Origin of the sequence: Pedobacter terrae, assembly GCF_900100705.1 — a bacterium.
Lineage (GTDB): Bacteria > Bacteroidota > Bacteroidia > Sphingobacteriales > Sphingobacteriaceae > Pedobacter > Pedobacter terrae.
In genome coordinates this window covers 51,487-76,765 of the sequence record NZ_FNCH01000016.1, presented here as the reverse complement: position 1 = coordinate 76,765, position 25,279 = coordinate 51,487, and the positions used below count along the sequence as shown (strand labels likewise).

The 25,279-nt window shown below is 37.9% G+C and carries 20 protein-coding genes; 7 read left to right on the top strand and 13 right to left on the bottom strand.

Going from position 1 to position 25,279, the window contains the following annotated elements; translation table 11 throughout:
- Window positions 1-25: 25 nt before the first annotated feature.
- Window positions 26-1,942 (bottom strand): TlpA family protein disulfide reductase, encoded by a 1,917-nt coding sequence (locus BLR60_RS18160; RefSeq protein ID WP_090502398.1) that lies wholly within the window; start codon window positions 1,940-1,942, stop codon window positions 26-28.
- Between the two features lie 101 nt (window positions 1,943-2,043).
- On the opposite strand from BLR60_RS18160, the gene BLR60_RS18155 reads away from it, so the two are divergent.
- Window positions 2,044-2,823 carry an EcsC family protein gene (locus BLR60_RS18155; RefSeq protein ID WP_244155696.1) on the top strand — a complete coding sequence of 260 codons (780 nt, stop codon included), beginning with the start codon at window positions 2,044-2,046 and terminating at the stop codon, window positions 2,821-2,823.
- Here the strand turns inward: BLR60_RS18155 and BLR60_RS18150 are convergent, their stop codons facing one another.
- Window positions 2,824-3,222, bottom strand: a complete 399-nt coding sequence (locus tag BLR60_RS18150) for an RNA-binding S4 domain-containing protein (protein ID WP_090502393.1) — start codon at window positions 3,220-3,222, stop codon at window positions 2,824-2,826. It abuts the gene before it with no gap.
- Between the two features lie 208 nt (window positions 3,223-3,430).
- Between BLR60_RS18150 and BLR60_RS18145 the strand changes: the two genes are divergently transcribed.
- Together BLR60_RS18145 and BLR60_RS18140 are read left to right on the top strand one after the other, a co-directional pair.
- Window positions 3,431-4,249: a 2,3,4,5-tetrahydropyridine-2,6-dicarboxylate N-succinyltransferase gene (locus BLR60_RS18145; protein ID WP_208600672.1), complete on the top strand. Its 819-nt coding sequence runs from the start codon at window positions 3,431-3,433 to the stop codon at window positions 4,247-4,249.
- 15 nt (window positions 4,250-4,264) lie between these two features.
- Window positions 4,265-5,464 (top strand): glycosyltransferase family 4 protein, encoded by a 1,200-nt coding sequence (locus BLR60_RS18140; protein WP_090502389.1) that lies wholly within the window; start codon window positions 4,265-4,267, stop codon window positions 5,462-5,464.
- A 320-nt stretch (window positions 5,465-5,784) separates the two neighbouring features.
- Here the strand turns inward: BLR60_RS18140 and BLR60_RS18135 are convergent, their stop codons facing one another.
- Both BLR60_RS18135 and BLR60_RS18130 read right to left on the bottom strand, forming a co-directional pair.
- The gene (locus tag BLR60_RS18135) at window positions 5,785-6,342 is read right to left on the bottom strand and encodes a DUF4136 domain-containing protein (RefSeq protein ID WP_167354774.1); all 558 of its coding nucleotides are present in this window, start codon (window positions 6,340-6,342) and stop codon (window positions 5,785-5,787) included.
- 178 nt (window positions 6,343-6,520) lie between these two features.
- The gene (locus BLR60_RS18130; RefSeq protein ID WP_090502384.1) at window positions 6,521-7,072 is read right to left on the bottom strand and encodes a DUF4136 domain-containing protein; all 552 of its coding nucleotides are present in this window, start codon (window positions 7,070-7,072) and stop codon (window positions 6,521-6,523) included.
- Between the two features lie 192 nt (window positions 7,073-7,264).
- Between BLR60_RS18130 and BLR60_RS18125 the strand changes: the two genes are divergently transcribed.
- The 4 genes from BLR60_RS18125 to miaA all read left to right on the top strand — a co-directional run bounded on the left by BLR60_RS18125 (window position 7,265) and on the right by miaA (window position 11,079).
- Entirely contained in the window at window positions 7,265-7,831 is a 567-nt protein-coding gene (locus tag BLR60_RS18125) for an L-threonylcarbamoyladenylate synthase (protein ID WP_090502382.1), read from the top strand.
- Window positions 7,832-7,937: 106 nt separating this feature from the next.
- Complete coding sequence (locus tag BLR60_RS18120; protein ID WP_090502379.1) at window positions 7,938-9,344, top strand: CCA tRNA nucleotidyltransferase; 1,407 nt, start codon at window positions 7,938-7,940, stop codon at window positions 9,342-9,344.
- A gap of 99 nt (window positions 9,345-9,443) precedes the next feature.
- On the top strand, window positions 9,444-10,091 hold the full coding sequence (locus tag BLR60_RS18115) for an IS1096 element passenger TnpR family protein (RefSeq protein WP_090502377.1): 648 nt from the start codon (window positions 9,444-9,446) through the stop codon (window positions 10,089-10,091).
- A 73-nt stretch (window positions 10,092-10,164) separates the two neighbouring features.
- Window positions 10,165-11,079, top strand: a complete 915-nt coding sequence (gene miaA / locus BLR60_RS18110) for a tRNA (adenosine(37)-N6)-dimethylallyltransferase MiaA (protein WP_090502375.1) — start codon at window positions 10,165-10,167, stop codon at window positions 11,077-11,079.
- A 49-nt stretch (window positions 11,080-11,128) separates the two neighbouring features.
- On the opposite strand, the gene BLR60_RS18105 is transcribed toward miaA, so the two are convergent.
- From BLR60_RS18105 to rplK, 9 genes are all read right to left on the bottom strand, one after another.
- Window positions 11,129-12,442 carry an SGNH/GDSL hydrolase family protein gene (locus BLR60_RS18105; protein WP_244155695.1) on the bottom strand — a complete coding sequence of 438 codons (1,314 nt, stop codon included), beginning with the start codon at window positions 12,440-12,442 and terminating at the stop codon, window positions 11,129-11,131.
- The gene (locus BLR60_RS18100; RefSeq protein ID WP_090502373.1) at window positions 12,436-13,659 is read right to left on the bottom strand and encodes an OmpP1/FadL family transporter; all 1,224 of its coding nucleotides are present in this window, start codon (window positions 13,657-13,659) and stop codon (window positions 12,436-12,438) included. Before BLR60_RS18100 ends, BLR60_RS18105 begins: the two co-directional genes overlap by 7 nt.
- 75 nt (window positions 13,660-13,734) lie before the next feature.
- Complete coding sequence (locus BLR60_RS18095) at window positions 13,735-14,046, bottom strand: DUF3467 domain-containing protein (protein WP_029279713.1); 312 nt, start codon at window positions 14,044-14,046, stop codon at window positions 13,735-13,737.
- A gap of 537 nt (window positions 14,047-14,583) precedes the next feature.
- Window positions 14,584-18,870 carry a DNA-directed RNA polymerase subunit beta' gene (rpoC, locus tag BLR60_RS18090; protein WP_090502371.1) on the bottom strand — a complete coding sequence of 1,429 codons (4,287 nt, stop codon included), beginning with the start codon at window positions 18,868-18,870 and terminating at the stop codon, window positions 14,584-14,586.
- Between the two features lie 93 nt (window positions 18,871-18,963).
- A complete protein-coding gene (rpoB, locus tag BLR60_RS18085; protein ID WP_090502369.1) occupies window positions 18,964-22,767 on the bottom strand; it encodes a DNA-directed RNA polymerase subunit beta in 3,804 nt (1,267 codons plus the stop codon).
- A 157-nt stretch (window positions 22,768-22,924) separates the two neighbouring features.
- Window positions 22,925-23,302, bottom strand: a complete 378-nt coding sequence (rplL, locus tag BLR60_RS18080; RefSeq protein WP_010601097.1) for a 50S ribosomal protein L7/L12 — start codon at window positions 23,300-23,302, stop codon at window positions 22,925-22,927.
- A gap of 66 nt (window positions 23,303-23,368) precedes the next feature.
- Entirely contained in the window at window positions 23,369-23,890 is a 522-nt protein-coding gene (gene rplJ, locus BLR60_RS18075) for a 50S ribosomal protein L10 (protein ID WP_090502367.1), read from the bottom strand.
- Window positions 23,891-23,892: 2 nt separating this feature from the next.
- The gene (gene rplA / locus BLR60_RS18070) at window positions 23,893-24,591 is read right to left on the bottom strand and encodes a 50S ribosomal protein L1 (RefSeq protein ID WP_025143259.1); all 699 of its coding nucleotides are present in this window, start codon (window positions 24,589-24,591) and stop codon (window positions 23,893-23,895) included.
- 20 nt (window positions 24,592-24,611) lie between these two features.
- Window positions 24,612-25,055, bottom strand: a complete 444-nt coding sequence (rplK, locus tag BLR60_RS18065) for a 50S ribosomal protein L11 (protein WP_010601094.1) — start codon at window positions 25,053-25,055, stop codon at window positions 24,612-24,614.
- Window positions 25,056-25,279: the final 224 nt, after the last annotated feature.

Below are 25,279 nucleotides of genomic sequence, written 5' to 3'. Positions count from 1 at the left end.
ACCTTTGGTTGTTAAATTGAGGCGTTTATTTACTCGATTCTTTAGGCGCCAACAAACTGATCATCGAATCTATTTCTTTTACCACACCATCATCAGAACCCGAGAAACCCACGGCTTTAAACCTGATGTTACCCGCTCCATCTATTATAAACTTGGTAGGGATTCCATCAACTTTATAAGCACTTACGACATCAAATTTTGAGGGGTCTTTAGCGTTTTTGGTATCGTAAAGCACGTTAAAATTATATTTCTTCTCGGCAATAAAATCGGTAACCACTTTTTCCCGGTTTTCCTCATTTTGCCAGGTGTTTACAAATAAGAATACCACATTGGGGTTAGCAGAATATTTCGCCATGGCTTTTTGCATCCCCGGAAAAGAAGCTACACAAGGGCCGCACCAGGTTGCCCAGTAATCTAAAATCACTATTTTGCCCTTTAAGCTGGCTAAGCTAACTTTTTCGCCTTTAAGATTAGTTAAAGAAAATGCAGGTGCAGGAATATTGATCATTTTTTTCGTCCACTCTGCTCTTTCTTTTTCTAACGCTACTTTTTCCAGGCTGGCGATATAGGTTTCGTAAGTTCCTTCTTTCTTTAATGAAGTATAAAGCATTTTGAAGATTGTTTTCAAAGAATCAGTAGCTTTCCCTTCTTTTATGATCTTTTCGGCTTCAGCATAGGCTTTATCTTTATTACCCGTTAAATTTAAATACATGATGTACCGTTCGTTTCCATCAGCGTCATTATAGGCTTTAGCTTTTTCCTGATAAGCTAAAGCTTCTTTGTTATTACCCTGATGATGAAGCAATAGTGCATATGTATCAGCATACATGGCGTAAGACCGATCAAGCGATTTTATGTACTCATCTTTTGAAGAAAAATTAGCCGGTACCTCACCATTTTTAGCTTCTTCTATCAGGCTTAGTGATTGTTTTGAAAGTTTTGCAGCTATATCTACATTTTCTTTTTTCTCTGCTGATGACCAGGCGAAAGAATTGTACAAATTTGCCCTGGTTTGTTTATTGGTCACTTTATTGGCATAAAGCTCAAATTTTTCGGTATTTTTCGCCTTTATACTTGCGTTTGCCAAAATACCGTATATTGCATCTAACTTATCTGCATCCGCTTTTTTGTTGGCATCAAATTTAAATTTGGCAATCATGTCTGTAGCTTTCTTTTCCTGTTCCGCTAGATCTTTGGTGCCATAAAGTGCATTCATCCCATCATTCCAGGCATAATTTCCGGTTGGATATTTTTTAAGCACGATGCTTTTAATTGAATCGGCCTCTGTTTTTTTCTTTAACAGCGAATACAGCCCGATAACAGTACTAAAATCTTCTTCTTTAGGCTCTTTTAATTTAGATAAAGCCGAAATGTTCTCGTTGATGAGCTTTGTTCCTTTATCTTTATCTGCTTTATACTCAAGAGAAAGGTACTGTTGCAGGTTTTTCTTTTTCAACGCTGGCTTTAAGGCAAATGCCTGATTATATAATTTGACTGCTTTTTCAGGATCGATGGTAAGCCCGAGATAATAATTCCCTGCCAATCCGTATAAGAAGGCTTCGTTAAGATAGGCCTCTGCAGGTACTTTTCCACCTTTGGTAAATTCCAGAACGTAACCCGCAGGCGCTTCATCTTTCTGATCTCCAACGGAAAAAGTAAGTCCAACCAGAGTAACGCTATCTGGTGTAGAAATTTCACCTTTATAAGTCGCGCCATCTTTTACCAGTTCAATTTTTTTGTTTTTTGGATTAGTTGTCGTAAAAAATGTATAACCGGTACATTCTATATCAGCGAGGTTTTCCAGATTGGTTCCTTTTGGATCGTAGGTAAATTTAACGGTACTTCCTGCCACAGGTTGATTGACAGAAAATTTCACCCCTTGAGCATGAGCCGCTCCAGCAGCCAACAGCAGTAAACAGAATAATTTTAAGGTTTTCATCATGAAGGATTAAGTTTTAATTAGACAAACTAAATATATAGTTTATTTATCGCATTTCATTGTTATTTTATGTTAAATTTTTAAGGAATAATTATTGCAGGATAATGAGCATGACCTACGAACAAAAAATACAGGGAGAACTGGATTTCTGGAAGTTTAAAACTTTACAGAAACCATCTCTTTTAAATAAGGTGACCGATAAAGTTCAGAAGAAAATAAACAGCTACATACCGGATAAGGTTCATGATGCCATAACCGCTGCCATAAAACAAATGGTTAAGGCTGTGTTATTTGGTTCAACATTTACCACTTCGAAACCCGTTACCGATTTAACGATGATGCACCGTGAAGCATTAATTAAGCAAAAGATTGAAAATTATAAAAAAACCGGGGCTGCAGAAGGTGGAATTACAGGTGCCGGTGGTTTTTTAATGAGTCTGGCAGATTTCCCGTTATTACTGGGCATAAAAATGAAAATGCTTTTTGATATAGCCGCCGTTTACGGGTATGATGTGAAAGATTACCGTGAACGTTTATATATTTTACACGTCTTCCAACTGACCTTTTCAAGTAAAGAAGAAAGCCAGAACGTTTTTATTAAAATGCAGGCTTGGGATGATAAAGCACATCAACTACCGACTGATATTGATGAATTTGACTGGCTTACCTTCCAGCAGCAATACCGCGATTATATAGATTTAGCCAAACTTGCCCAGATGCTTCCCTTTGTGGGCGCAGCAGTTGGTGCCATTGCCAATTATAAATTGATCGAAAAACTGGGCAAAACAGCTATGATGAGTTACCGGATGAGGCATACCAGTTTGCAGTACGCAGTTGCCAGTTCACAAGAAACTGAAAACCGTAAACTGAAAACTGGAAACTAACTACTCTTCCTCAAACATTCCACCCAATAAATCATCTGTTTCGCGGCGATCTTTCTTCGTAGGTCGGCCCGTACCTCTATCTCTTTTTAGATTTGGAGAATGAAACATCGATTTAAAAGCATGGGTTTCTTCTACAGGCGTTAAATCTTTGTATTTGGTTAAAGCCGTCGGCGAGTCTGTTCTGTTATACGAAAGCTCTACCACTTCGATAACTTTCTTTTCAATACCTTTTGATACCTGGTAAACATCGCCAACTTTCACTATGGCCGAAGGTTTAATATTCTGTCCCTTAAGCTTTACTCTACCCGCTTTACAGGCATCTGTAGCCAGGCTCCTTGTTTTAAACAGCCTGATTGCCCATAAATATTTATCTATCCGAAGTTTTTCTGTCTCTGCCATAAAGATACAAAAATACGCATTTTGGTTAACTGTTTAAACTGCTTAAGCGGTATGTTGGCTAATTGTATAAACTGGTTAATTGTAGATAGGGCTTTCAACAGTTAACCGATTTAAGCAATTAACCGTTTACCCAGGAACAAAACAATTTATACAATAAACCCTTTAATAAACAAAAATTGATTTATTTTGCGTAAAATTTAAAAACATCATGTATTCAGATTTAAAGAAATTAATTGAAGCCGCTTGGGAAGACAGAACACTTTTACAATATAGCAACTATTGCGAAGCCATTGAAACCGTAATTCAAGGTTTGGATAAAGGCGAAATCCGCGTAGCTGAACCAGTTTTAAACTCTTGGGGCATTAATGAATGGGTAAAAAAGGCAGTAATTTTGTATTTCCCGATCCGCGAGATGAAGGAAATTAAAAGCGGTCCTTTTGTTTACCATGATAAAATGGAATTAAAAACCGATTACAAAACAACTGGTGTTCGTGTAGTACCTATGGCAAGCGCACGTTATGGTTCGTTTTTGGCAAAAGGTGTAATCATGATGCCATCGTACGTAAACATTGGCGCTTATGTTGATGAAGGTACCATGGTTGATACCTGGGCCACTGTTGGCTCTTGTGCACAAATTGGTAAACGCGTTCATTTAAGTGGTGGCGTAGGTATTGGTGGTGTTTTAGAGCCTGTACAAGCTGCTCCGGTTATTATCGAAGATGATGCCTTTTTAGGTTCAAGGGCTATTGTTGTAGAGGGTGTTAAAGTAGAAAGAGAAGCAGTTCTTGGTGCCAATGTAGTTTTAACAGCATCGACAAAAATTATTGATGTTACCGGCCCAACTCCTGTTGAATATAAAGGTATCGTTCCTGCACGTTCGGTTGTCATACCAGGTAGCTATACCAAAACATTCCCTGCTGGTGAATTTCAGGTACCTTGTGCTTTAATTATTGGTAAGCGTAAAGAAAGTACAGATAAGAAAACTTCACTTAACGATGCGTTGAGAGAAAATAATGTAGCCGTTTAAGTTTAAAGTAAAACGGTGAAAGCTGAAAGCAAAATCCAAACTCGAAAAGCCGAAAGTACCGAACTTGAGCAATCAGGCTTTAGTCTTTCGGCTTTAACCTTTTCGCTTATAATCGGATACGATGGCAAGCGTGCTGCCAATAACTTAACCGGACTTGGCAATTACAGCCGCTCTTTAATTGAGCATCTGGCAAATCAGTTTCCTGAACATGAGTATTTGGTTTATGCCCCAAAAGTAAAATCAGCCAAACAAATAGATACTTTTTTTGAAAAAGACAATATCGAACTGAAGCTTCCTAAAAATGGCGCTTTTTTATGGAGAACGTTAAATATCCTTAAAGATTTAACCAACGATGGCTGTCAGATTTTTCATGGCCTGAGTCATGAAATTCCATTAGCCATACAGCATACCAGGATTAAATCAATTGTGACCATACATGATTTGATTTTTCTTCGCTATCCGCAGTATTACAAATTTATCGACCGGAAATTATACGAATGGAAAAGTAAATCTGCTTGCAAACGCGCCAATAAGATTATCGCGATCAGCCAAAAAACTAAAGAAGATATTATCGATTTATATGGAATTAACCCAGAAAAAATTGACGTAATTTACCAGAGCTGTGATGATAGTTTTAAAACACCATCCCCTAAAGAAACTTTAAGCAGGATTAAGGCAACCTATAAACTGCCAGATAAATATATACTGAACGTTGGCACTATTGAAGAACGTAAAAATCTAAAATTGGCTATCCAGGCACTAAAAGAAGTAAACGAAGAATATAAATTGGTCGTGATAGGTAAACAAACTGCCTATTTTACGAGTGTTGAGAAAGAAATAGAAAAGCTTGGCCTTAAAAACAGGATCTTATTCTTAAAAAATATTCCTTTTACCGATTTGCCTGGCATTTACCAAATGGCAAGTGTTTTTGTTTATCCTTCCTTTTACGAGGGCTTTGGCATCCCTATTATTGAAGCTTTATATTCGGGTGTTCCGGTGGTTGCAGCAACAGGCTCTTGCCTGGAGGAAGCTGGTGGTCCTAATAGTCTATACATATCTCCAAATGACGCTACCGGACTAGCAAAAGCTATTAATCAAGTTTTAGGAAGCCCTCAGCTTCAAAAAGAAATGAAGGAAAAAGGGCTGCAATTTGTTCAAAAATTCAATAGTTCTGTAGTTACAAAGCAATTGATGGATTGTTATATAGCACTTTAATACATAATCTTCAGTTAGATCAGTAAGACTTTAATTAAGCTTAATTCCGTTTTATATACATTTTAAATTCCTTTATAGATATTTCAACCTGTAGTCGTCACCCTGAATTCATTTTAGGGTCTTTTCTGCAAAATAAGATGCTGAAATAAATTCGCTAGCTATCGTTCAGCATGACGAATCTATCTAGGAACATTTACAAAACAGATTTTTCACTAATAATGATCAAACTCAAGTTAAGAGAATTAACACCTCGTTAAAAGAAAAAAGGGCTGGAATTATTAAATTCAACAGCCCTCTTCTTGTAAGATTGATCTTATTGCTTATTTGGCGGCAACACCATTTGATGGATATTGTGCCAATATTTCTTTTACACCGGTATGCAAACGTTGTTCTCTTTTATTGAAGTTATCAAGGTTAAAACCTGATCCTTGTCCGTGCCAAAATAAAATCTTTTTGGCAGGATCTAAGAAATCGATGATAATGGTACCGTCAATATACTGGTTCACATAGGTTCCACCACCGCCCCAGAAAGGATTTCCCCAGCCGCCACGCCAGCCCCATCCCCAGCCACCGTAGTAACCTGGACCATATACATCGGTTTTTTCACGTGCAACCACTACCAGGTTAACCAATAAATCAGGTCGATCTGATTTTGTAAAGCCTTTCGTATTCATTTCAGATTCAACCGCAGCCATTAACCTGCGCTTGTCTAAATTATTCAACTTAATCCTTGCGATACCTTTATCGTAAAAATTGTAAGTTTTATAACCGCTTAAATCAACATCTTTATCATAATCTGATGCGGTGCGGAGTGTTGTACATCCTGCTAATGCCAATACCACTGTAAAAAGCATTAATAATTTTTGTGCTGTTCTCATTTTGTGCTTTGTTGTATAAATAACCCGACATAAATATAACGATCTTGCAAACCAAAAAGGAATCATTTAACATTTTTTTACAATCAGATTTTTATCTATAAAACGATTTCTACTTAATTATGTTTTGACGTTATATCACTAAGACTAAATATTTTACAATTGGATTAAATGGGTCAAATCAATAAGTCGGAGGATATTCCGATAAGATCTGTTTAACAGCCAGATTTATCTTGTTTTCTCTATTTGCATAATCGTCAAAATTAAAACCTGACCCTACCCCATGCCACATAATTGCCTTGGTTTCAGGATTCAAAAAATCAATAATGATGGTACCACTTTGATATGGTTTGCTTGTACTGAGGGGGCCAAATTGCGAATCTCTCCATTGGTATGAAGATGAATTTGCATCCCATTGATAACCACCTCCGCTATAACCCCAATCTGCCCTGGTTTTAATATTGCTTAAAACCACTATATTAACTAAAAAATCTGGCTGGTGAGATTTATTAAAGCCTTTTTTGATCAACGCAGTTTCCAGAGAATCTAACATCCTGGGCTTGTCAAGGTTGTTTAATTCCAAATGCTCAATTCCTTTTTTGTAATAAGCAAAGGATTTCAACTTGAAAAAATCGATTCTTTTGTCGTAATCTGATGCGGTAAGCACAGAGATGCAACTGGTAAATGCCATTACAATAGTAAACAGCATACCCCATTTAAGTGTATGTTTCATTTTGATGTTTATTTAATAACCTATTACTAAAATACTAGTTTATTAGGTTAAAACCCATCAATTGAAATAAATAATATGTTACGATCGTGAGATTACTTTGTCAATATTTAGGAGTGTCAGATAGAATATCTGACAGCATAGAAATACACATTAACATTATTTAACTTCCGCTTTATCAATTACCTTTGCAAAATGCTAAAAGATGAGATTAACAAAGCTTTAGAAGTATTAAAATCTGGCGGGGTGATCCTCTATCCTACCGATACCATTTGGGGGATCGGCTGCGATGCCACAAATCCGGAAGCGGTTGATAAAGTACTTAAAATAAAAAATCGTCCGGCAGAAAAGAGCTTAATTGTTTTATTGGATGTAGACAGCAAACTGCAAAGTTATGTTACCGAAATACCCGAAGTGGCTTACGACCTGATCGAATATGCAGAAAACCCGCTGACCATCATTTTTTCAGATGCCAAAAACCTGGCTCAAAATGTAATCAATACCGATGGCAGCGTAGGCATCAGAATTGTTAAACATGATTTTTGTACGCCATTAATCCAGCGTTTTAGAAAACCTATTGTTTCTACCTCAGCAAATTTAAGCGGACAACCTTCGCCAAAATTCTTTGACGACATTGATCCTGAAATCATCAATGCTGTTGATTATGTGGTAGATCTTGAACAGGAAAATCGAACCGGCAAAAAACCGTCAACCATCATGAAACTTTCACCTGGCGGACAGTTTGAATTTATCCGTAGATAATTTTATTACTTTTGTAGTGCTTATTGTCATCCTGAAGCACGAAGGATCTGTTTTTTCACAACTCGCAGATGCTTTTTGATCTCAGCACGATAAAACAACTAACTTCATGCAACAATATCTACAAAACCCTATATTTAAAACCTTATCACAAATTGCCGATAAGAACAAAACCGAAGCGTATGTAATCGGCGGATTTGTGCGCGATTTATTTTTAGATCGCCCTTCAAAAGATATTGATGTGGTTGTTGTGGGCAGCGGAATAGCATATGCTGAAGCTGTTGGCAAAAAACTGAACGCAAAGGTGGCCGTTTTTAAAAATTTCGGAACAGCAAATATCAAATTTCAAGATTTAGAAATTGAGTTTGTAGGCGCCCGAAAAGAATCTTATCGTTCTGATTCGCGTAAACCCATCGTGGAAGACGGTACATTAGCAGACGACCAGCTCCGCCGTGATTTTACCATCAATGCTTTGGCAATCAATTTAAATGACGACCGTTTTGGCGAATTGCTAGATCCTTTTGACGGGGTTAAAGATCTCGAAAATAAGCTGATCCGTACGCCTCTTGATCCGGAAATTACCTTTTCTGATGATCCATTACGCATGATGCGCGCCATCCGTTTTGCTTCACAACTTAATTTTGATATCGATCAGGCTGCGCTAAACGCGATAAAAACACAAAAACAGCGTATCAGTATTGTATCAAAAGAACGGATTACCGATGAGATGAATAAAATTATTCTGTCTAAAAAACCTTCTATTGGCTTTAAATACCTGTTCGATACCGGATTACTACATATCATTTTCCCTCAAATGGCACAGCTTTATGGTGTAGAAATTATTAAAGGAAAAGGCCATAAAGACAATTTCTATCACACGTTGGAAGTATTGGATAACATATGTGCAGATACCGATGATTTATGGCTCCGCTGGGCAGCTATTTTACATGATATTGCCAAACCGGCCACCAAACGCTTTGAAGAAGGCCATGGCTGGACATTCCACGGCCACGAAGACAGAGGAGCACGAATGGTTCCGAAAATATTTGCACAGCTGAAACTTCCTTTAAACGAAAAGATGAAGTACGTGCAAAAATTGGTTCAGCTTCATTTACGCCCAATTGTGCTGGCACAGGAAACCGTTACAGATTCAGCCGTAAGGCGATTACTTTTTGATGCCGGAGAAGAAATTGAAAGCCTGATGTTGCTCTGCAATGCCGATGTAACCACTAAAAACGAATACAAGAAGACCAAATACAGAAACAACTTTGAACTGGTAAAGCAAAAGCTCAAGGATGTTGAAGAACGAGATAAAATCAGAAACTGGCAACCTCCAATTTCTGGTAACGATATTATGGAAACTTTCGGTCTTGATGCAGGTAAAGAAGTTGGTTTAATTAAAAATGCTATTCGTGAGGCCATATTGGAAGGTGAGATCACAAACGATTATCAGGAAGCGTTTAATTTTATGCTCAATCAGGCAAAACAAATGGGATTAAATCCTGTTAATAAATAATTTAATTGCCGTAACAATATGAATATGGTGTCTTTTAGGGCACATCATGTTTGTGGTAATTGTAAATTAACTTTATTTTTACTGTTCCAAAATACAATAATGGCTATTTATAAATTTAGAATTACTTTTGAAGATTTTGATGATGTTGTGAGAGAGATCGACATTAAATCAAACCAAACATTTGAAGATCTGCATAAGGCTATCCACAGATCAACGGGTTATAATGCCGAAAAACCTTCATCTTTTTATGTAAGTACCGATAATTGGTTAAAAGGCGATGAAATTGCTTATTTACCAAACGAACGTAAAAAAGACCGTGTAGTTTTAATGGAGAATTCCAAACTCAGCGGTTTTATTGAAGATCCACATCAAAAGTTTTACTACATCTATAATTTCGATCGCCCTTATGATTTCCATGTAGAGCTGGTAAAAATCATACTAGATGCTGACCCTAATATCGAATATCCATTTTTAGCCAAAAGCACTGGTGAAGCACCAAAAATAATGGAGCAAAATAGTCCACAAGCTGTTGACCCAAGAGGTGCTGCGGCGACTGCCAGCGAATTTGATTTCTTAAATGAAATGAACTTTGTACCTGAAGATACCGACGAATTAGAAGCTATGGGCGAAATGGGCATCAATGAGAAAGAGCGGGACGAAGATGAAGAGAATGAAGAAGACGAATTCGGAGATGAGTTTTCCGATGATGATAACTTCGAAGATGATAGCCATAAAGACGACTATTAATTAGCATTAAAATAATAAATGTAAAAAGCTGCCAAATATTTAAATTTGGCAGCTTTTATTTTATACAAACCTCATGCGCCACCCTAAAACCTTATTATCCATTGTTGGCCCAACTGCGATCGGCAAAACAGCATTGGCTATTCAATTGGCCCAACATTTTAGCACAGAAATTATCTCTGCAGATTCGCGTCAGTTTTTTAGGGAAATGGCAATTGGCACAGCAAAACCCAATGTTGCGGAGCTAGCTGCGGCTAGGCATCATTTTATCAATTCTCATACCGTAACGGAACTGTTCAGCACAGGTGATTTTGAGGTAGAAGGATTAAAAAAACTGGAAGAAATTTTCCAAAACCACGATCTCGCCATCATGGTAGGTGGTTCTGGATTATATGTAAATGCTTTAATAAATGGTTTAGATGAAATGCCTGATATCGATTTATCGATCAGGGAAAAATTGAACAAACAGTTTGAAGAAGAAGGTTTGGCTGCTATCCAAAATCAACTGGCAGAATTAGACCCTGAATATTTTGCAAAGGTAGACCAGCAGAATCCACAAAGAATGATCAGAGGCTTGGAGGTGTATTTATCAACAGGTCAAAAACTTTCATCAATGCTTTCGGCAACCAAAAAGGAAAGACCTTTTAATATCATCAAAATTGGTTTAAATACAGATCGCGCTGTTCTTTATGATCGGATCAATAGAAGGGTGGATCAAATGATGGCAGATGGCTTGGTAGACGAAGTAAAATCACTCATACCATTTAGAAAATACAACGCCTTAAATACGGTGGGTTATAGTGAGCTTTTCGATTACCTGGACGGAAAATTAGCGATTGAGGATGCCGTTGCCGCTATTAAACAAAATACCCGTCGTTTTGCCAAACGTCAGCTGACCTGGTTTAGGAGAGATGAAGAGATTAACTGGTTTGGGCCTGATCAAAGCACAGAAATTATCAACTTTGCAGAGAATAAAATAACCGACAAATAAAAAAGGGGATCATAGAAACTATGCCCCCTTTTTTATAAATCTCAAACTCTTATTTTGTATCAGGAAATTTCACTCCTCTATACTGTGTAACATCAATAGTTGGGATAGTAGAACCATATTTTGCATTAATCGCATCGATAAACACATTGGCAATTACTGCGTTTCCACGGGGCGTTAAATGAATCCCATCTAAAGAGAAGGCACCTCCTGAAATAAATGCAGCATTGATGCCAATACCTTGTACCGTTAAGCCAGTTTTTACCTGATTAAAATAAGCATAGGTATCTGCAATGGCTAAACCTTTACTGGTAGCAATAGACTTAATGCTACTGTTATAACTATTTACATAATCTTTTACCTTGACTACTTCATCTTTATCCAATACCCAATTGTTTGTTATTGGATTTAGTGGGTGCAAACCATAAGGAATGGTACCTTGACCAAATAAACCAGCCGATTGGAATGGCAAACGGATTAAGTCTTCATCAGTAGCTACTCTAACCGCACCAGTACCAGTTTGAATAAATACGGCTTGTGCAGCCGGATTAGCTGCTTTTGCTGCAGCAAGTAACACAGATGGCTTAACCGTATTGAAATATGGAATAGCTGTTACATCAGGGATAGTGGCGACTATACCTTTCTGGCCACCAGCGGTTAAGGCATTTAATAAATTAGCATATAACGAAGAAAAGGTTACTTTATCTGTTAACACTGTAGTTGGATCACCAGCAACGGTTACGGCGCCATTTAAAGCATAACCCAATACATCGTTATTTCCCAACCAGATGGAGAAAAAGGTATGGTTTCTTCCCTGGATATATTGAAAATAATTGGTTTTACCTACTTGCGCATCAGTTAATAAACGCTCAAAAAAAGGATTGGCAGCGCTAAATGTAAGTGTTGGATCGAAAGATAAATCGACACGCATACCTGGGATACCTAAATTTTGGATTTCACCGCTGTACTTATCTAGGTGTTTCGCAGGATCTCTAAAAGCTAATTTATCTATAACGGGAGTTAGAGTTGGTGTACCATTAACCAGTGCTGTTAGCGAAATATAACCAGAGCCATTTGAATGCTCTTCAGTAAAAAATGGAGAAGTAAAAGCTCCTCCCCCTACTGAAGACATCTTCGCTGCAATTAAATTTGGATATGCCGCTTTCTGGCCTTCTAAATATAATCCTCCGTCAGCATAACCTGAGGTTAATGAATTACCGATAGCAATATATTTGCTGAAATTCGCTTGCCCTGCCGAGGTACCTGCAGGTGTTTCAATTTCCGGTTTGCAAGCTGCGGTGAAAAGAATGGCAGCAGCAATGAAACTATTTAATATATATTTTTTCATCTGAAATTCTCCTACCATTTATAAGTTAATGAAATACCTGGTGCATAAACCAAAGTTTTAAAAGTACCATCCAGGCCTGTTTCTATATTCTTTTGCTTACGCGATTTAACATCCTCAAAAAAGAACGATGCATTTACTTCGAAATGGCGGGTAGGTGTATAACCTAAACCAGCACTTAAAATATAACGATCAGCATCTGGTGCTTCGGGCGTTACATAACCGTCCTGTACAGGTGAAAGTGCATAACCCACACCAGCCCTTAAAGCTAATTTTTCTGAAGCCTGGTGATTAATACCTAGTTTGAACGACGAACCATCCCGATAGTTACGGGCAGATTTTGTATCAGCCAGTGCCGGGGTATTGGTAGCATAATCAAATGATAAATCCTGATAAATATGCCATTGTACCCAACTCGCATCAAATGCTAATGTAGTGCTTTGAGATAACGGAATGCCTATACCTAAGCTTGTTGTTGAAGGTAAAGGTAACTCTGCGTTGAAGGTGTTTCCTGCGGGGAATGATGACCTCAATGAATTTGGCACATCAAACTCAGCAGTACCATTATCTAATTTTGTAATTACTTTCGATTTGTGAACAAGTGCAAATGAAATATTGCTCAAGGTTTTAATGTATAAACCTGCATTCCAACCATAACCTTTTCCGGTTCCTTCTAAAGTAGCATGGCCAGAGCGGCCGTCAGGAAAATTAACAGGTAAAGCCCGTTGAAGATTAACATCCCCATGGTTATACACGAAACCAGCACCAATACCAATACGATCGGTAATTTTTATGCTCAAGGTAGGCTGGAAATAAATGGCTTTTAAATTTAATGAGGTTAGTGCATATCTGCCAGACCAGTCATTTCCCCAATCAACTAAACCACCAAATGGAGTATAAACACCTAAACCAAGTTTCCATTTATTTGATTTCGGTCCCCAAACAGCATAAAATTCGAAAGGAGGAGCAATTTTATCCTTCACATTCTCCGTAACATTTGAACCTGTTTGTTTAAAGGCTGATTTAAATAGTAATGGGTTTACTCCTGCTGAAACTGAGTTTTTCTCTAAGAAAGTTACTGCACCTGGATTATAAAATACAGAAGCTTCATCTAAAGCCAGTGCAGAACCCGCACCAGCCATACCAATTTGCTTCTGACCTTGTAAATTAACCTGGAAACCCTGCCCCAAAACCCAAAGTGGGGCAGAAAGTAATGCGCTCAATAAAATTTTTTTCATTTATAAATGGTTATATACAAATATATACTATGCTAACATAGTAAGCAAATATTTGTGTGTAAGAATTTTATATGTTTAAGCCTGTGCAGTCGGTCCGCCAAAACCCATTGGAAAAGGTGGTTCCTCCTGAGTCTTAATGCGCCCGTTTACAGCTTCAAATTTCTGTATGTTATCTTCTAATGCTGATAACAAGCGTTTTGCATGCTCTGGAGTTAAAATAATTCTCGACTTTACCTTTGCTTTAGGAATACCCGGCATTACGCGGATAAAATCCAATACAAATTCTGTATTAGAATGAGTAATGATAGCCAGGTTAGAAAAAATTCCTTCAGCAATTTCTTCTGATAATTCTATATTTAATTGATTTTCGTTTTGTTGTTCTTCCATAATGCTTCAAAAATAAAAAATTCCGCTGCTTAATGGCGGAATTTAGTATATTATATTAGAACTTATTTAAATAACCTATTTAATCATAAAATTTACAATCCCTATTACTGATCCAATAATTGCTAAAAATTGAATTAACGCTACTACATAGATTTTTTTGCATGTTGGATATATCTTCTTTGGTAGCTAAGATCTCTTTCTTGTTATTAACTTCATGCATAACTCTATTACGTTTATTCTTATTTACTGACTGAGTTCAATTATTTTTGTTCTTCCTACCTCGTCACCCTGATCCGATAGCTATCGGATTTATTTCAGGGTCTACTTGATGAAAAGATGCTGACCACAAAGTAGCTACAAGGCCACTAAAAATATTATTTCTACTTGTAAAACAAGTTCAGCAGGACGATCGCGTCAGATATTAGTGCTAAGAATCTGTCATCATAAATTATCCTAATACAACTAAAGTTATAAAATCTATTCCAAACAAAAAACTCCCTCAATATTGAGGGAGTTTTAAAACAAATATTAATAAAATTAAGCTTCTACTTCTTCTTGTTTAGAGGCTAATAATTTATCGTATTCTTCTTGAGAGCCTACAATGATACGCTCGTACCCACGTACACCAGTACCTGAAGGGATTAAGTGACCAACGATCACGTTTTCTTTCAAGCCTAACATATTATCGCGTTTACCTGCGATAGCTGCCTCATTTAATACTTTCGTAGTTTCCTGGAACGAAGCCGCAGAAATGAACGATTTAGTACCTAATGATGCACGTGTAATACCTTGTAAGATAGAACTTGCAGTAGCTGGTCTTGCATCTCTAACCGTAATCTGTTTTAAATCTTTACGTTTCAATTGAGAATTTTCATCTCTTAACCTACGTAATGAAACAATCTGACCAGGTTTTAAATCTGTAGAATCACCTGCATCTTCCACCACTTTCTTATCGTACATTGCATCATTCTCGTCAGCAAAATCCCAACGGTCAACAGCATTGTTTTCTAAGAAAATAGTATCCCCCGGATCTTCGATGTGAACTTTCTGCATCATCTGGTGAACAATCACCTCGAAGTGTTTATCGTTAATTTTCACACCTTGTAAACGGTAAACCTCTTGAATACCATTTACTAGGTATTCCTGAACCGCTGCAGGGCCTTTAATTGATAAGATATCCGCAGGAGAAATTGAACCATCAGATAATGGCATACCAGCTTTCACAAAGTCGTTATCCTGTACAAGGATATGTTTCGACAATGGAACAAGGTATTTTTTAACTTCACCATCTTTAGATTCGATTGTGATCTCACGGTTACCACGTTTAACACCACCTAAAGTTACCACACCATCAATTTCAGTTACTACAGCTGGGTTAGATGGGTTACGTGCTTCAAATAATTCTGTTACACGAGGTAAACCACCTGTAATATCTCGGGTTTTACCAGTTGCACGAGGAATTTTAGCAATAATCTGACCAGTTTGAATGGCTTCACCTTCATCAACTGAAACGTGGGCACCTACTGGAATGTTATAGCCTTTAATGAATTCACCTTTCTTATCAACAATTTGAACTGAAGGGTTTTTAGTTTTATCACGTGTATCGATAATTACTTTTTCACGGTGACCAGTTTGCTCATCTGATTCTTCACGGAAGGTTACACCTTCAATAATGGCATCAAATTGTGCTTTACCGGCAAATTCTGATAGAATAACCGCGTTGTACGGATCCCACGAACAAATCTTATCGCCTTTTGAAAGTTTATCACCTTCTTTTACGAACAAGAATGCACCGTAAGGAATGTTGTTGGTTACGATAACACGTCCGGTTCCTGGCTCAACAATTCTAAACTCACCTGAACGGCCCAATACAACCTGTACGGTACCATCTTCGGTTTGTGTATCTACTGTACGGATATTTTCAAATTCGATAACACCATCAAACTTAGCCACGATGTTCGACTCTGCAGCAATGTTTGATGCAGTACCACCCACGTGGAAAGTACGAAGTGTTAACTGTGTACCCGGCTCACCGATGGATTGTGCTGCAATTACACCAACTGCCTCACCTCTTTGAACGCGTTTACCAGATGCCAAGTTACGGCCATAACATAATGCACAAACACCACGTTTAGATTCGCAAGTTAATACTGAACGGATCTCGATACCCTCTAACGGAGATTCTTCGATCAATTTAGCTACATCTTCGTTAATATCTTCGCCTGCACCTACCAATAATGTGTTATCCAGTGGATTGTACACATCATGTAATGAAGTACGGCCTAAAATCCTGTCGTATAATGGCTCAACGATATCTTCCTGATCTTTTAAAGCGGTAGTATACATACCCCTTAAAGTACCACAATCGTTATCATTAACAATCATATCCTGGGCCACATCATGTAAACGACGGGTTAAGTAACCCGCATCCGCCGTTTTTAACGCCGTATCCGCCAAACCTTTACGCGCACCGTGAGTAGAGATAAAGTACTCTAATACCGATAAACCTTCTTTAAAGTTTGATAAGATCGGGTTTTCGATGATATCACCACCTGAACCTGATTTTTGAGGTTTTGCCATCAAACCACGCATTCCGCAAAGCTGACGAATCTGCTCTTTAGATCCACGTGCACCTGAATCAAGCATCATGTAAACCGAGTTAAACCCTTGGTTATCTGATGATAACTGAGTCATAACAAATGTAGTTAACCTGTTGTTGATACGGGTCCAGATATCGATGATCTGGTTGTAACGTTCGTTGTTGGTAATGAAACCCATGTTATAGTTGTTTCTTACCTCTTCAACTTCCGCTGCAGCCTGTTCTAATAAAGTATGTTTTTCTACCGGAATGTTTACGTCTTGTAAGTTGAACGATAAACCTCCCTGGAATGCCATTTTGAAACCTAATTCTTTGATATCATCTAAGAATTGAGAAGCACGCGCCATACCAGTCATTTTCACTACTTCACCAATAATATCTCTTAAAGATTTTTTGGTTAATAATTCATTGATATAACCAACTTCTTCAGGAACCATTTGGTTGAACAATACTCTACCTACAGTGGTTTCAGTTAATTTATTAACGATAGAACCGTCGGCTTGCTTAACATTTACCCTTACTTTGATAAATGCATGCAAGTCTAATTCTTTCTCGTTATAAGCAATAATAACTTCTTCCGGAGAATAGAAAGCAGAATCCTGTCCTTTAACCACTCTGGTTTCATCAGTTCTACGGCCTTTAGTAATATAATAAAGACCCAAAACCATATCCTGAGAAGGTACAGTAATTGGTGTACCGTTTGCAGGGTTCAAAATATTATGTGCTGCAAGCATCAAAACCTGGGCTTCCAAAATTGCTGCGTTACCTAATGGTAAGTGCACAGCCATCTGGTCACCATCAAAATCGGCGTTGAATGCGGTACAAACTAATGGGTGTAACTGGATTGCTTTTCCTTCAATTAATTTTGGCTGGAAAGCCTGGATACCTAGTCTGTGTAGCGTAGGTGCACGGTTTAATAATACCGGGTGACCTTTTAATACATTTTCTAAAATATCCCAAACTAACGGATCTTTTCTATCAACGATTTTCTTAGCAGATTTAACTGTTTTTACCACACCACGCTCAATCATCTTACGGATAATGAACGGTTTGTAAAGCTCAGCAGCCATATCTTTCGGAATACCGCACTCGTGTAATTTAAGGCTAGGCCCTACAACAATTACCGAACGGGCTGAATAATCCACACGTTTACCCAATAAGTTCTGACGGAAACGACCTTGTTTACCTTTCAGGATATCTGAAAGTGATTTCAAAGCACGGTTACCTTCAGTTTTTACCGCGTTAACTTTACGTGAGTTATCAAATAACGAATCTACAGCTTCCTGTAACATACGTTTCTCGTTACGTAAAATTACCTCTGGTGCTTTAATCTCGATCAAACGTTTTAAACGGTTGTTACGGATAATTACACGACGGTATAAATCATTTAAATCGGAAGTAGCGAAACGGCCACCTTCTAATGGAACCAACGGACGTAATTCTGGTGGAATAACCGGAACAATCTTAACAATCATCCATTCAGGACGATTCTCAATACGGGTATTGGCACCACGGAAAGCTTCAACAACTTGAAGACGTTTTAAAGCCTCATTTTTACGTTGTTGAGAAGTTTCGTTAGCGGCCTGGTGACGTAAATCATAAGATAAAGTATCTAAATCAATACGTTTTAATAAATCTTCTAATGCTTCAGCACCCATTTTGGCGATGAATTTATTAGGATCTTTATCGTCCAAGTATTGGTTTTCTTTAGGTAATTTATCTAAGATATCTAAATATTCTTCTTCAGTTAAGAAGTCCATGTAGTTGATACCTTCCTCGGCCATTAAGCCCGATTGGATCACTACATAACGCTCGTAATAGATAATTAAATCTAATTTTTTAGTAGGTAAACCTAATAAATAACCGATTTTGTTTGGTAATGAACGGAAATACCAGATGTGCGCAACAGGAACCACTAAAGCGATGTGTCCCATACGCTCACGACGTACTTTCTTTTCTGTTACTTCAACACCACAACGATCACAAACAATACCCTTGTAACGGATACGTTTATACTTACCGCAATGACATTCGTAATCTTTTACCGGACCAAAAATACGCTCACAGAACAAACCATCACGCTCAGGTTTGTAAGTACGGTAGTTAATGGTTTCTGGTTTCAACACCTCACCGCTTGAACGTTCCAAAATAATTTCCGGAGACGATAAGCTAATTGTGATGGATGTGAAATTGCTTTTTAATTTATTATCCTTTTTGTAAGACATATCTCTTGTATAAGGTTAAAGGCGGAGGGTGGAAAGGTGGAAGGTCTGGGCATTTAAACCCTCAACCTTCTGCCTTTTTACCCTCTACCTTAGTTAATCTAACGTAATATCTAAACCTAATCCGCGTAACTCATGTACCAATACGTTGAACGATTCTGGTACACCTGGTGTTGGTAGGTTTTCACCTTTAACAATGGCTTCGTAAGTTTTGGCTCTTCCGATTACATCATCCGATTTAACGGTTAAGATCTCCTGAAGAATATTAGCTGCACCGAATGCCTCCAATGCCCAAACCTCCATCTCACCAAAACGCTGACCACCGAACTGGGCTTTACCACCCAATGGTTGTTGTGTAATTAATGAGTATGGTCCGATTGAACGGGCGTGCATCTTATCATCAACCATGTGACCTAATTTCAACATGTAGATAATACCTACAGTTGTAGTCTGATCGAAACGCTCACCTGTTAAACCATTGTATAAGTAGGTTTTTCCTGAAGCAGGAACTCCTGCTTTAGCGATCCATTCTTCCACCTCATCGTGCGTAGCACCATCAAAAATCGGGGTTGCAAATTTAACGCCCAATTCTTTACCAGCCCATGCCAATACGGTTTCGTAGATCTGACCAAGGTTCATACGTGAAGGTACACCCAGTGGGTTCAACACGATATCAACAGGACTACCATCAGCTAAGAAAGGCATATCTTCATCACGTACAATACGTGCAACAATACCTTTGTTACCATGGCGACCTGCCATTTTATCACCTACTTTTAATTTACGTTTTTTAGCCACATAAACTTTTGCCATCTGTACGATTCCTGAAGGAAGCTCATCACCTACACTGATCGCGAATTTATCACGTTTGTAAGCACCTAGCTCTTCGTTAACACGGATACCGTAGTTGTGAAGCAACATTTTAATCAGCTCGTTTTTATCATCATCAGTAGTCCATTTGTTAGGGCTAATGTGATTATAATCAAGCTCTGCTAAAATTTTCTGCGTAAATTTAGCGCCTTTAGCAACCAATAATTCTTTGTAAATGTTAAATACACCCTGAGATGTTTTTCCATTTACGATAGTGAATAATTTGTCAACTAATTCTGCTTTTAATTTCTCAGTGATATTGTTATATCCTTTGTCTAATTTCTCAATTGCTGATTTTTCCTCCGCTTTTGTAGTTTTCTTAGCACGGCTGAATAATTTAGTATCAATTACCACACCCTGGATTGAAGGAGGAGTTTTTAAAGACGCATCTTTAACATCACCTGCTTTATCACCAAAAATTGCACGTAGTAATTTCTCTTCCGGTGAAGGATCAGATTCTCCTTTAGGAGTGATCTTACCAATTAAAATATCACCTTCTTTTACATCAGCACCGATACGGATAATACCGTTTTCATCAAGGTCTTTAGTAGCCTCTTCAGAAACGTTCGGGATATCTGGTGTTAATTCCTCTTCTCCACGTTTAGTATCACGTACTTCTAATTCAAACTCTTCAATATGCAATGAAGTGAAAACGTCATCACGAACAATACGCTCGTTAATTACAATCGCATCCTCAAAGTTGAAACCTTGCCAAGGCATGAATGCCACTTTCAAGTTTCTACCCAATGCCAATTCACCATTTTCAGTTGCATAACCTTCACAAAGTACTTGTCCTTTAGTAACTTTCTGACCTTTCTTAACGATTGGTTTTAAGTTGATACAAGTATTCTGGTTGGTTTTTTTGAATTTAATTAAACGGTAAGTTTTGCTATCACCTTCAAATGAAACCAAACGATCATCTTCGTTACGCTCATATTTAATGGTGATTTCGTTAGCATCAACATACTCTACAACACCATCACCTTCTGCGTTGATCAAAGTTCTGGAGTCACGTGCAACGCGACCTTCTAAACCTGTACCCACGATTGGTGCTTCAGGACGTAACAATGGTACGGCCTGGCGTTGCATGTTCGATCCCATCAAAGCCCTGTTCGCATCATCATGTTCTAAGAACGGAATTAACGAAGCAGCGATTGAAGTAATCTGGTTAGGCGCAACGTCCATTAAGTCTAATTTCTCAGGCTCAATAATCGGGAAGTCACCCTCGTAACGCGCTTTAACACGTGGTGTAGTAAAGTTACCTTTATCATCATACTCTGCATTGGCCTGAGCAATGGTTTTACCATCTTCATCTTCTGCAGATAAATAAATAACGTCTGAATCTACAACTACTTTACCATCCTCAACACGTTTGTATGGTGTTTCAATGAAACCTAAATTATTGATTTTTGCATGCACGCAAAGTGATGAAATCAAACCAATGTTTGGTCCCTCTGGTGTTTCAATCGTACATAAACGACCATAGTGGGTATAGTGAACGTCACGTACCTCGAAACCGGCACGCTCACGTGATAAACCACCTGGACCTAGGGCCGATAAACGGCGTTTGTGTGTGATCTCTGCCAATGGATTCGTTTGATCCATGAACTGAGATAACTGATTGGTACCAAAAAAAGAGTTGATTACTGACGATAACGTACGGGCGTTAATCAAATCAGTTGGGGTAAACACCTCATTATCGCGAATGTTCATACGCTCACGGATGGTTCTGGCCATACGGGCTAAACCAACGCCAAATTGTGCGTACAATTGCTCACCTACCGTACGTACACGACGGTTAGACAAGTGATCGATATCATCCACCTCTTCTTTTGAGTTGATCAATTTGATCAGGTATTTCACAATTGCAATAATATCTGCTTTTGTCAATACTTTAACCTCATCAGGGGTATTCATTTTTAATTTACGGTTAATGCGGTAACGACCAACATCTCCTAAATCGTAACGTTTATCTGAAAAGAATAAACGGTCAATGATACCACGGGCTGTTTCCTCATCAGGTGGTTCTGCGTTACGCAAAGCACGATAGATGTTTTCTACAGCTTCTTTTTCTGAGTTTGAGGTATCTTTTTGTAATGTATTATATATAATGGTATAATCAGCCTGACTTGCGCCATCTTCTTTTGATAAGATGATGCTTTTTACGCCAGCTTCGATAACCATATCAATGTGTTCGTCTTCTAAAACGGTTTCTCTTTCAAGAATCACTTCATTACGGTCGATAGAAACTACCTCACCAGTATCTTCATCAACAAAATCTTCAACCCATTTTTTCAATACCCTTGCCGCCAGTTTACGACCGATATATTTCTTCAAACCAGATTTACTAACTTTTACTTCGTCAGCAAGATCAAAAAGTTCCAAGATATCTTTATCAGAATCGTAACCGATAGCACGTAATAAAGTGGTAACTGGGAATTTTTTCTTACGATCGATATAAGCATACATCACGTTATTAACGTCTGTAGCAAACTCGATCCATGAACCTTTGAAAGGAATAACACGTGCAGAATACAATTTGGTTCCGTTAGTGTGACGGCTTTGGCCGAAGAACACGCCTGGAGAACGGTGTAACTGCGAAACGATAACACGTTCTGCACCGTTGATAACAAATGTACCTTTTGGTGTCATATACGGGATTGTACCTAAGTACACATCCTGGATAATGGTTTCAAAATCTTCATGTTCTACATCATTACAAGAAAGCTTCAGCTTTGCTTTTAATGGAACATTGTAGGTTAATCCACGCTCAATACACTCATGTATATCATAACGTGGCGGATCAACAAAATAATCAAGAAACTCCAATACGAAGATATTTCTTGAATCTGTTATTGGAAAGTTTTCAGCAAACACTTTAAACAAACCTTCGCTAGAGCGATCGTCTGATGTAGTATCTATCTGGAAAAATTCTCTGAATGATTGCAATTGCACATCCAGAAAATCCGGATAGTCTATAATGTGCTTACTTGTTGCAAAATTTACTCTTTGTTCGACTGTCTTTGCCAATGGACTAAAAGATTTTAGTTTAAGAATAAACTATTTGTTTGGTTCGAATTTCAAACAGGCTCATTAACCAAACAAAATGAGGTGTTTATAAACAGGTAAAGACACCGACATTTTCAGTCGGTGTCTAATACATTTTTAGCTTAGCTAAGTTAAGTGATTACTTAATCTCAACTACTGCTCCAGCTTCTTCTAATTGTTTTTTAAGAGCTTCTGCTTCGTCTTTAGCAACACCAGCTTTTAATTCTTTTGGTGCTCCGTCTACTAAGTCTTTAGCTTCTTTCAAACCTAAACCAGTTAAATCTTTAACAAGTTTTACAACTGCTAATTTCTGACCACCAGCTTCTTTTAAGATTACATCAAAAGATGTTTTTTCTGCAGCAGCAGCAGGTGCATCACCACCAGCAGCAGGACCAGCAACTACAGCAGCAGCTGCAGGCTCAATACCATACTCATCTTTTAAGATTTGAGCTAATTCATTAACTTCTTTTACTGTTAAGTTTACTAATTGCTCAGCAAACGCTTTTAAATCTGCCATTTTATTAAGATTTTAAAAATTTACGTGTGTAATAATTGTGTTTAATTTGCGAACTTAAGGTGTTCGTTAACCTTCTCTTTCCTGAAGAGTTTTAACAATTCCTGCAATTTTGCTACCGCCTGATTGAAGTGCAGATAGAACATTTTTAGCTGGTGACTGTAATAATCCAACGATATCTCCGATAAGCTCTTCTCTTGATTTCAAGCTTACTAAGTTATTCAACTGGTCATCGCCAACATATACTGATGAATCTATGAACGCTGCTTTAAGCACCGGTTTATCAGATGTTTTTCTCAAAGCTTTAATCAACTTAGCCGGAGCATTAGCTGTTTTTGAGAATAATAATGATGATGAACCTTTAAGCGCTTCGTATATCTCAGAAGCATCGCCGTCTAAACCTTCAATCGCTTTGCGGATTAAAGAGTTTTTAGCAACCTTCATTACGATATCACCTTCGAAACATTTGCGACGGATGTTATTGATCTGCTCAACAGAAAGGCTGGAAGTATCAGCAATATAAAAATTGCCAAATTCCTGCATTTGTCCTTGTAGTTCTAAAACTACTTCGTTTTTTTCTTCTCTGTTCATGATTAGATCCCCGCTACTGATTTTGTTTCAATTGCAATCCCAGGACTCATTGTAGAAGACACGTGAATGCTCTTAAAATAAGTTCCTTTTGCAGCAGATGGTTTTAATTTAGAAATTACTTGAATAATCTCAAGTGCATTCTCATAAATTTTGTCTGCTGGGAATGATACTTTTCCTATCGAGGCGTGTATGATACCCGTTTTGTCTACTTTAAAATCAATTTTACCTGCTTTAACCTCTGTTACAGCTTTACCAACTTCGTTAGTTACTGTTCCAGATTTTGGGTTAGGCATTAAGTTCCTTGGACCTAAAACACGGCCCAATTTACCTACCTTAGCCATACAAGCTGGTGTAGTGATAATAATGTCTACATCGGTCCAACCACCTTCAATTTTAGCTACATACTCGTCTAAACCTACGAAGTCTGCGCCAGCTGCTTTTGCTTCTTCTTCCTTATCAGGAGTTACCAAAGCTAAAACACGTACAGTTTTACCTGTTCCGTGCGGTAAAGTAGCAATACCACGCACCATTTGATTGGCTTTACGCGGATCTACACCTAAAGATACATCAATATCAACTGAAGCATCGAATTTAGTAGTAGTGATTTCTTTTACCAAAGCAGCAGCATCCTTCAAAGTATAAGCTTTACCAGCTTCTATTTTAGCATGTGCCTTTTTTTGATTTTTAGTTAATTTCGCCACTGTTGTAAACTGTTTTTTAATTAATTGTTCCAGGGTGCGTCACCAGAAACGGTGATTCCCATACTGCGTGCTGTTCCAGCAACCATACTCATTGCTGATTCGATTGTAAATGCATTTAAATCAGGCATTTTGTCCTCAGCAATAACTTTAATCTGGTCCCAGGTCACCGACCCAACTTTCTTACGGTTAGGCTCAGCAGAACCACTCTGTAATTTAGTAGCATCTTTTAACTGGATAGCTACCGGAGGGGTTTTGATGATGAAATCGAATGACTTATCAGCATAAACAGTAATTACAACTGGCAATACTTTACCTGCTTTATCTTGGGTACGAGCGTTGTACTGTTTGCAAAACTCCATAATGTTCACCCCTTTAGCACCTAATGCAGGTCCTACTGGTGGCGATGGATTTGCCGCTCCGCCTTTGATCTGTAATTTGATCATTGCACTGACTTCTTTTGCCATTTTGTGTTTTTTGTTTATTTAAAACTCAATGTTAAATATTGGAAGCATGTAACATTTATTTCCTTACCGCTCCTATAAAGCTTAAAGGACTGCAAAGATATGGATTAACTTACAGTAAAACAATAGTATTGATAAAATTAATTTTATGTTGCTTCTTATGTAGGATGAAGCCCCGAAATTAAACTGCTATTTATTTAACGAACAGATGTTAAGATTTATTACTT

What these genes read in the sequence shown, in the direction of transcription:
- BLR60_RS18160 (WP_090502398.1), bottom strand. Translation starts at nt 1,942, where the DNA reads ATGATGAAAACCTTAAAATTATTCTGTTTACTGCTGTTGGCTGCTGGA.
- BLR60_RS18155 (WP_244155696.1), top strand. Translation starts at nt 2,044, where the DNA reads ATGAGCATGACCTACGAACAAAAAATACAGGGAGAACTGGATTTCTGG.
- BLR60_RS18150 (WP_090502393.1), bottom strand. Translation starts at nt 3,222, where the DNA reads ATGGCAGAGACAGAAAAACTTCGGATAGATAAATATTTATGGGCAATC.
- BLR60_RS18145 (WP_208600672.1), top strand. Translation starts at nt 3,431, where the DNA reads ATGTATTCAGATTTAAAGAAATTAATTGAAGCCGCTTGGGAAGACAGA.
- BLR60_RS18135 (WP_167354774.1), bottom strand. Translation starts at nt 6,342, where the DNA reads ATGAGAACAGCACAAAAATTATTAATGCTTTTTACAGTGGTATTGGCA.
- BLR60_RS18130 (WP_090502384.1), bottom strand. Translation starts at nt 7,072, where the DNA reads ATGAAACATACACTTAAATGGGGTATGCTGTTTACTATTGTAATGGCA.
- BLR60_RS18125 (WP_090502382.1), top strand. Translation starts at nt 7,265, where the DNA reads ATGCTAAAAGATGAGATTAACAAAGCTTTAGAAGTATTAAAATCTGGC.
- BLR60_RS18120 (WP_090502379.1), top strand. Translation starts at nt 7,938, where the DNA reads ATGCAACAATATCTACAAAACCCTATATTTAAAACCTTATCACAAATT.
- BLR60_RS18115 (WP_090502377.1), top strand. Translation starts at nt 9,444, where the DNA reads ATGGCTATTTATAAATTTAGAATTACTTTTGAAGATTTTGATGATGTT.
- miaA (WP_090502375.1), top strand. Translation starts at nt 10,165, where the DNA reads ATGCGCCACCCTAAAACCTTATTATCCATTGTTGGCCCAACTGCGATC.
- BLR60_RS18105 (WP_244155695.1), bottom strand. Translation starts at nt 12,442, where the DNA reads ATGGTAGGAGAATTTCAGATGAAAAAATATATATTAAATAGTTTCATT.
- BLR60_RS18100 (WP_090502373.1), bottom strand. Translation starts at nt 13,659, where the DNA reads ATGAAAAAAATTTTATTGAGCGCATTACTTTCTGCCCCACTTTGGGTT.
- BLR60_RS18095 (WP_029279713.1), bottom strand. Translation starts at nt 14,046, where the DNA reads ATGGAAGAACAACAAAACGAAAATCAATTAAATATAGAATTATCAGAA.
- rpoC (WP_090502371.1), bottom strand. Translation starts at nt 18,870, where the DNA reads ATGTCTTACAAAAAGGATAATAAATTAAAAAGCAATTTCACATCCATC.
- rplL (WP_010601097.1), bottom strand. Translation starts at nt 23,302, where the DNA reads ATGGCAGATTTAAAAGCGTTTGCTGAGCAATTAGTAAACTTAACAGTA.
- rplJ (WP_090502367.1), bottom strand. Translation starts at nt 23,890, where the DNA reads ATGAACAGAGAAGAAAAAAACGAAGTAGTTTTAGAACTACAAGGACAA.
- rplK (WP_010601094.1), bottom strand. Translation starts at nt 25,055, where the DNA reads ATGGCAAAAGAAGTCAGTGCAATGATCAAATTACAGATCAAAGGCGGA.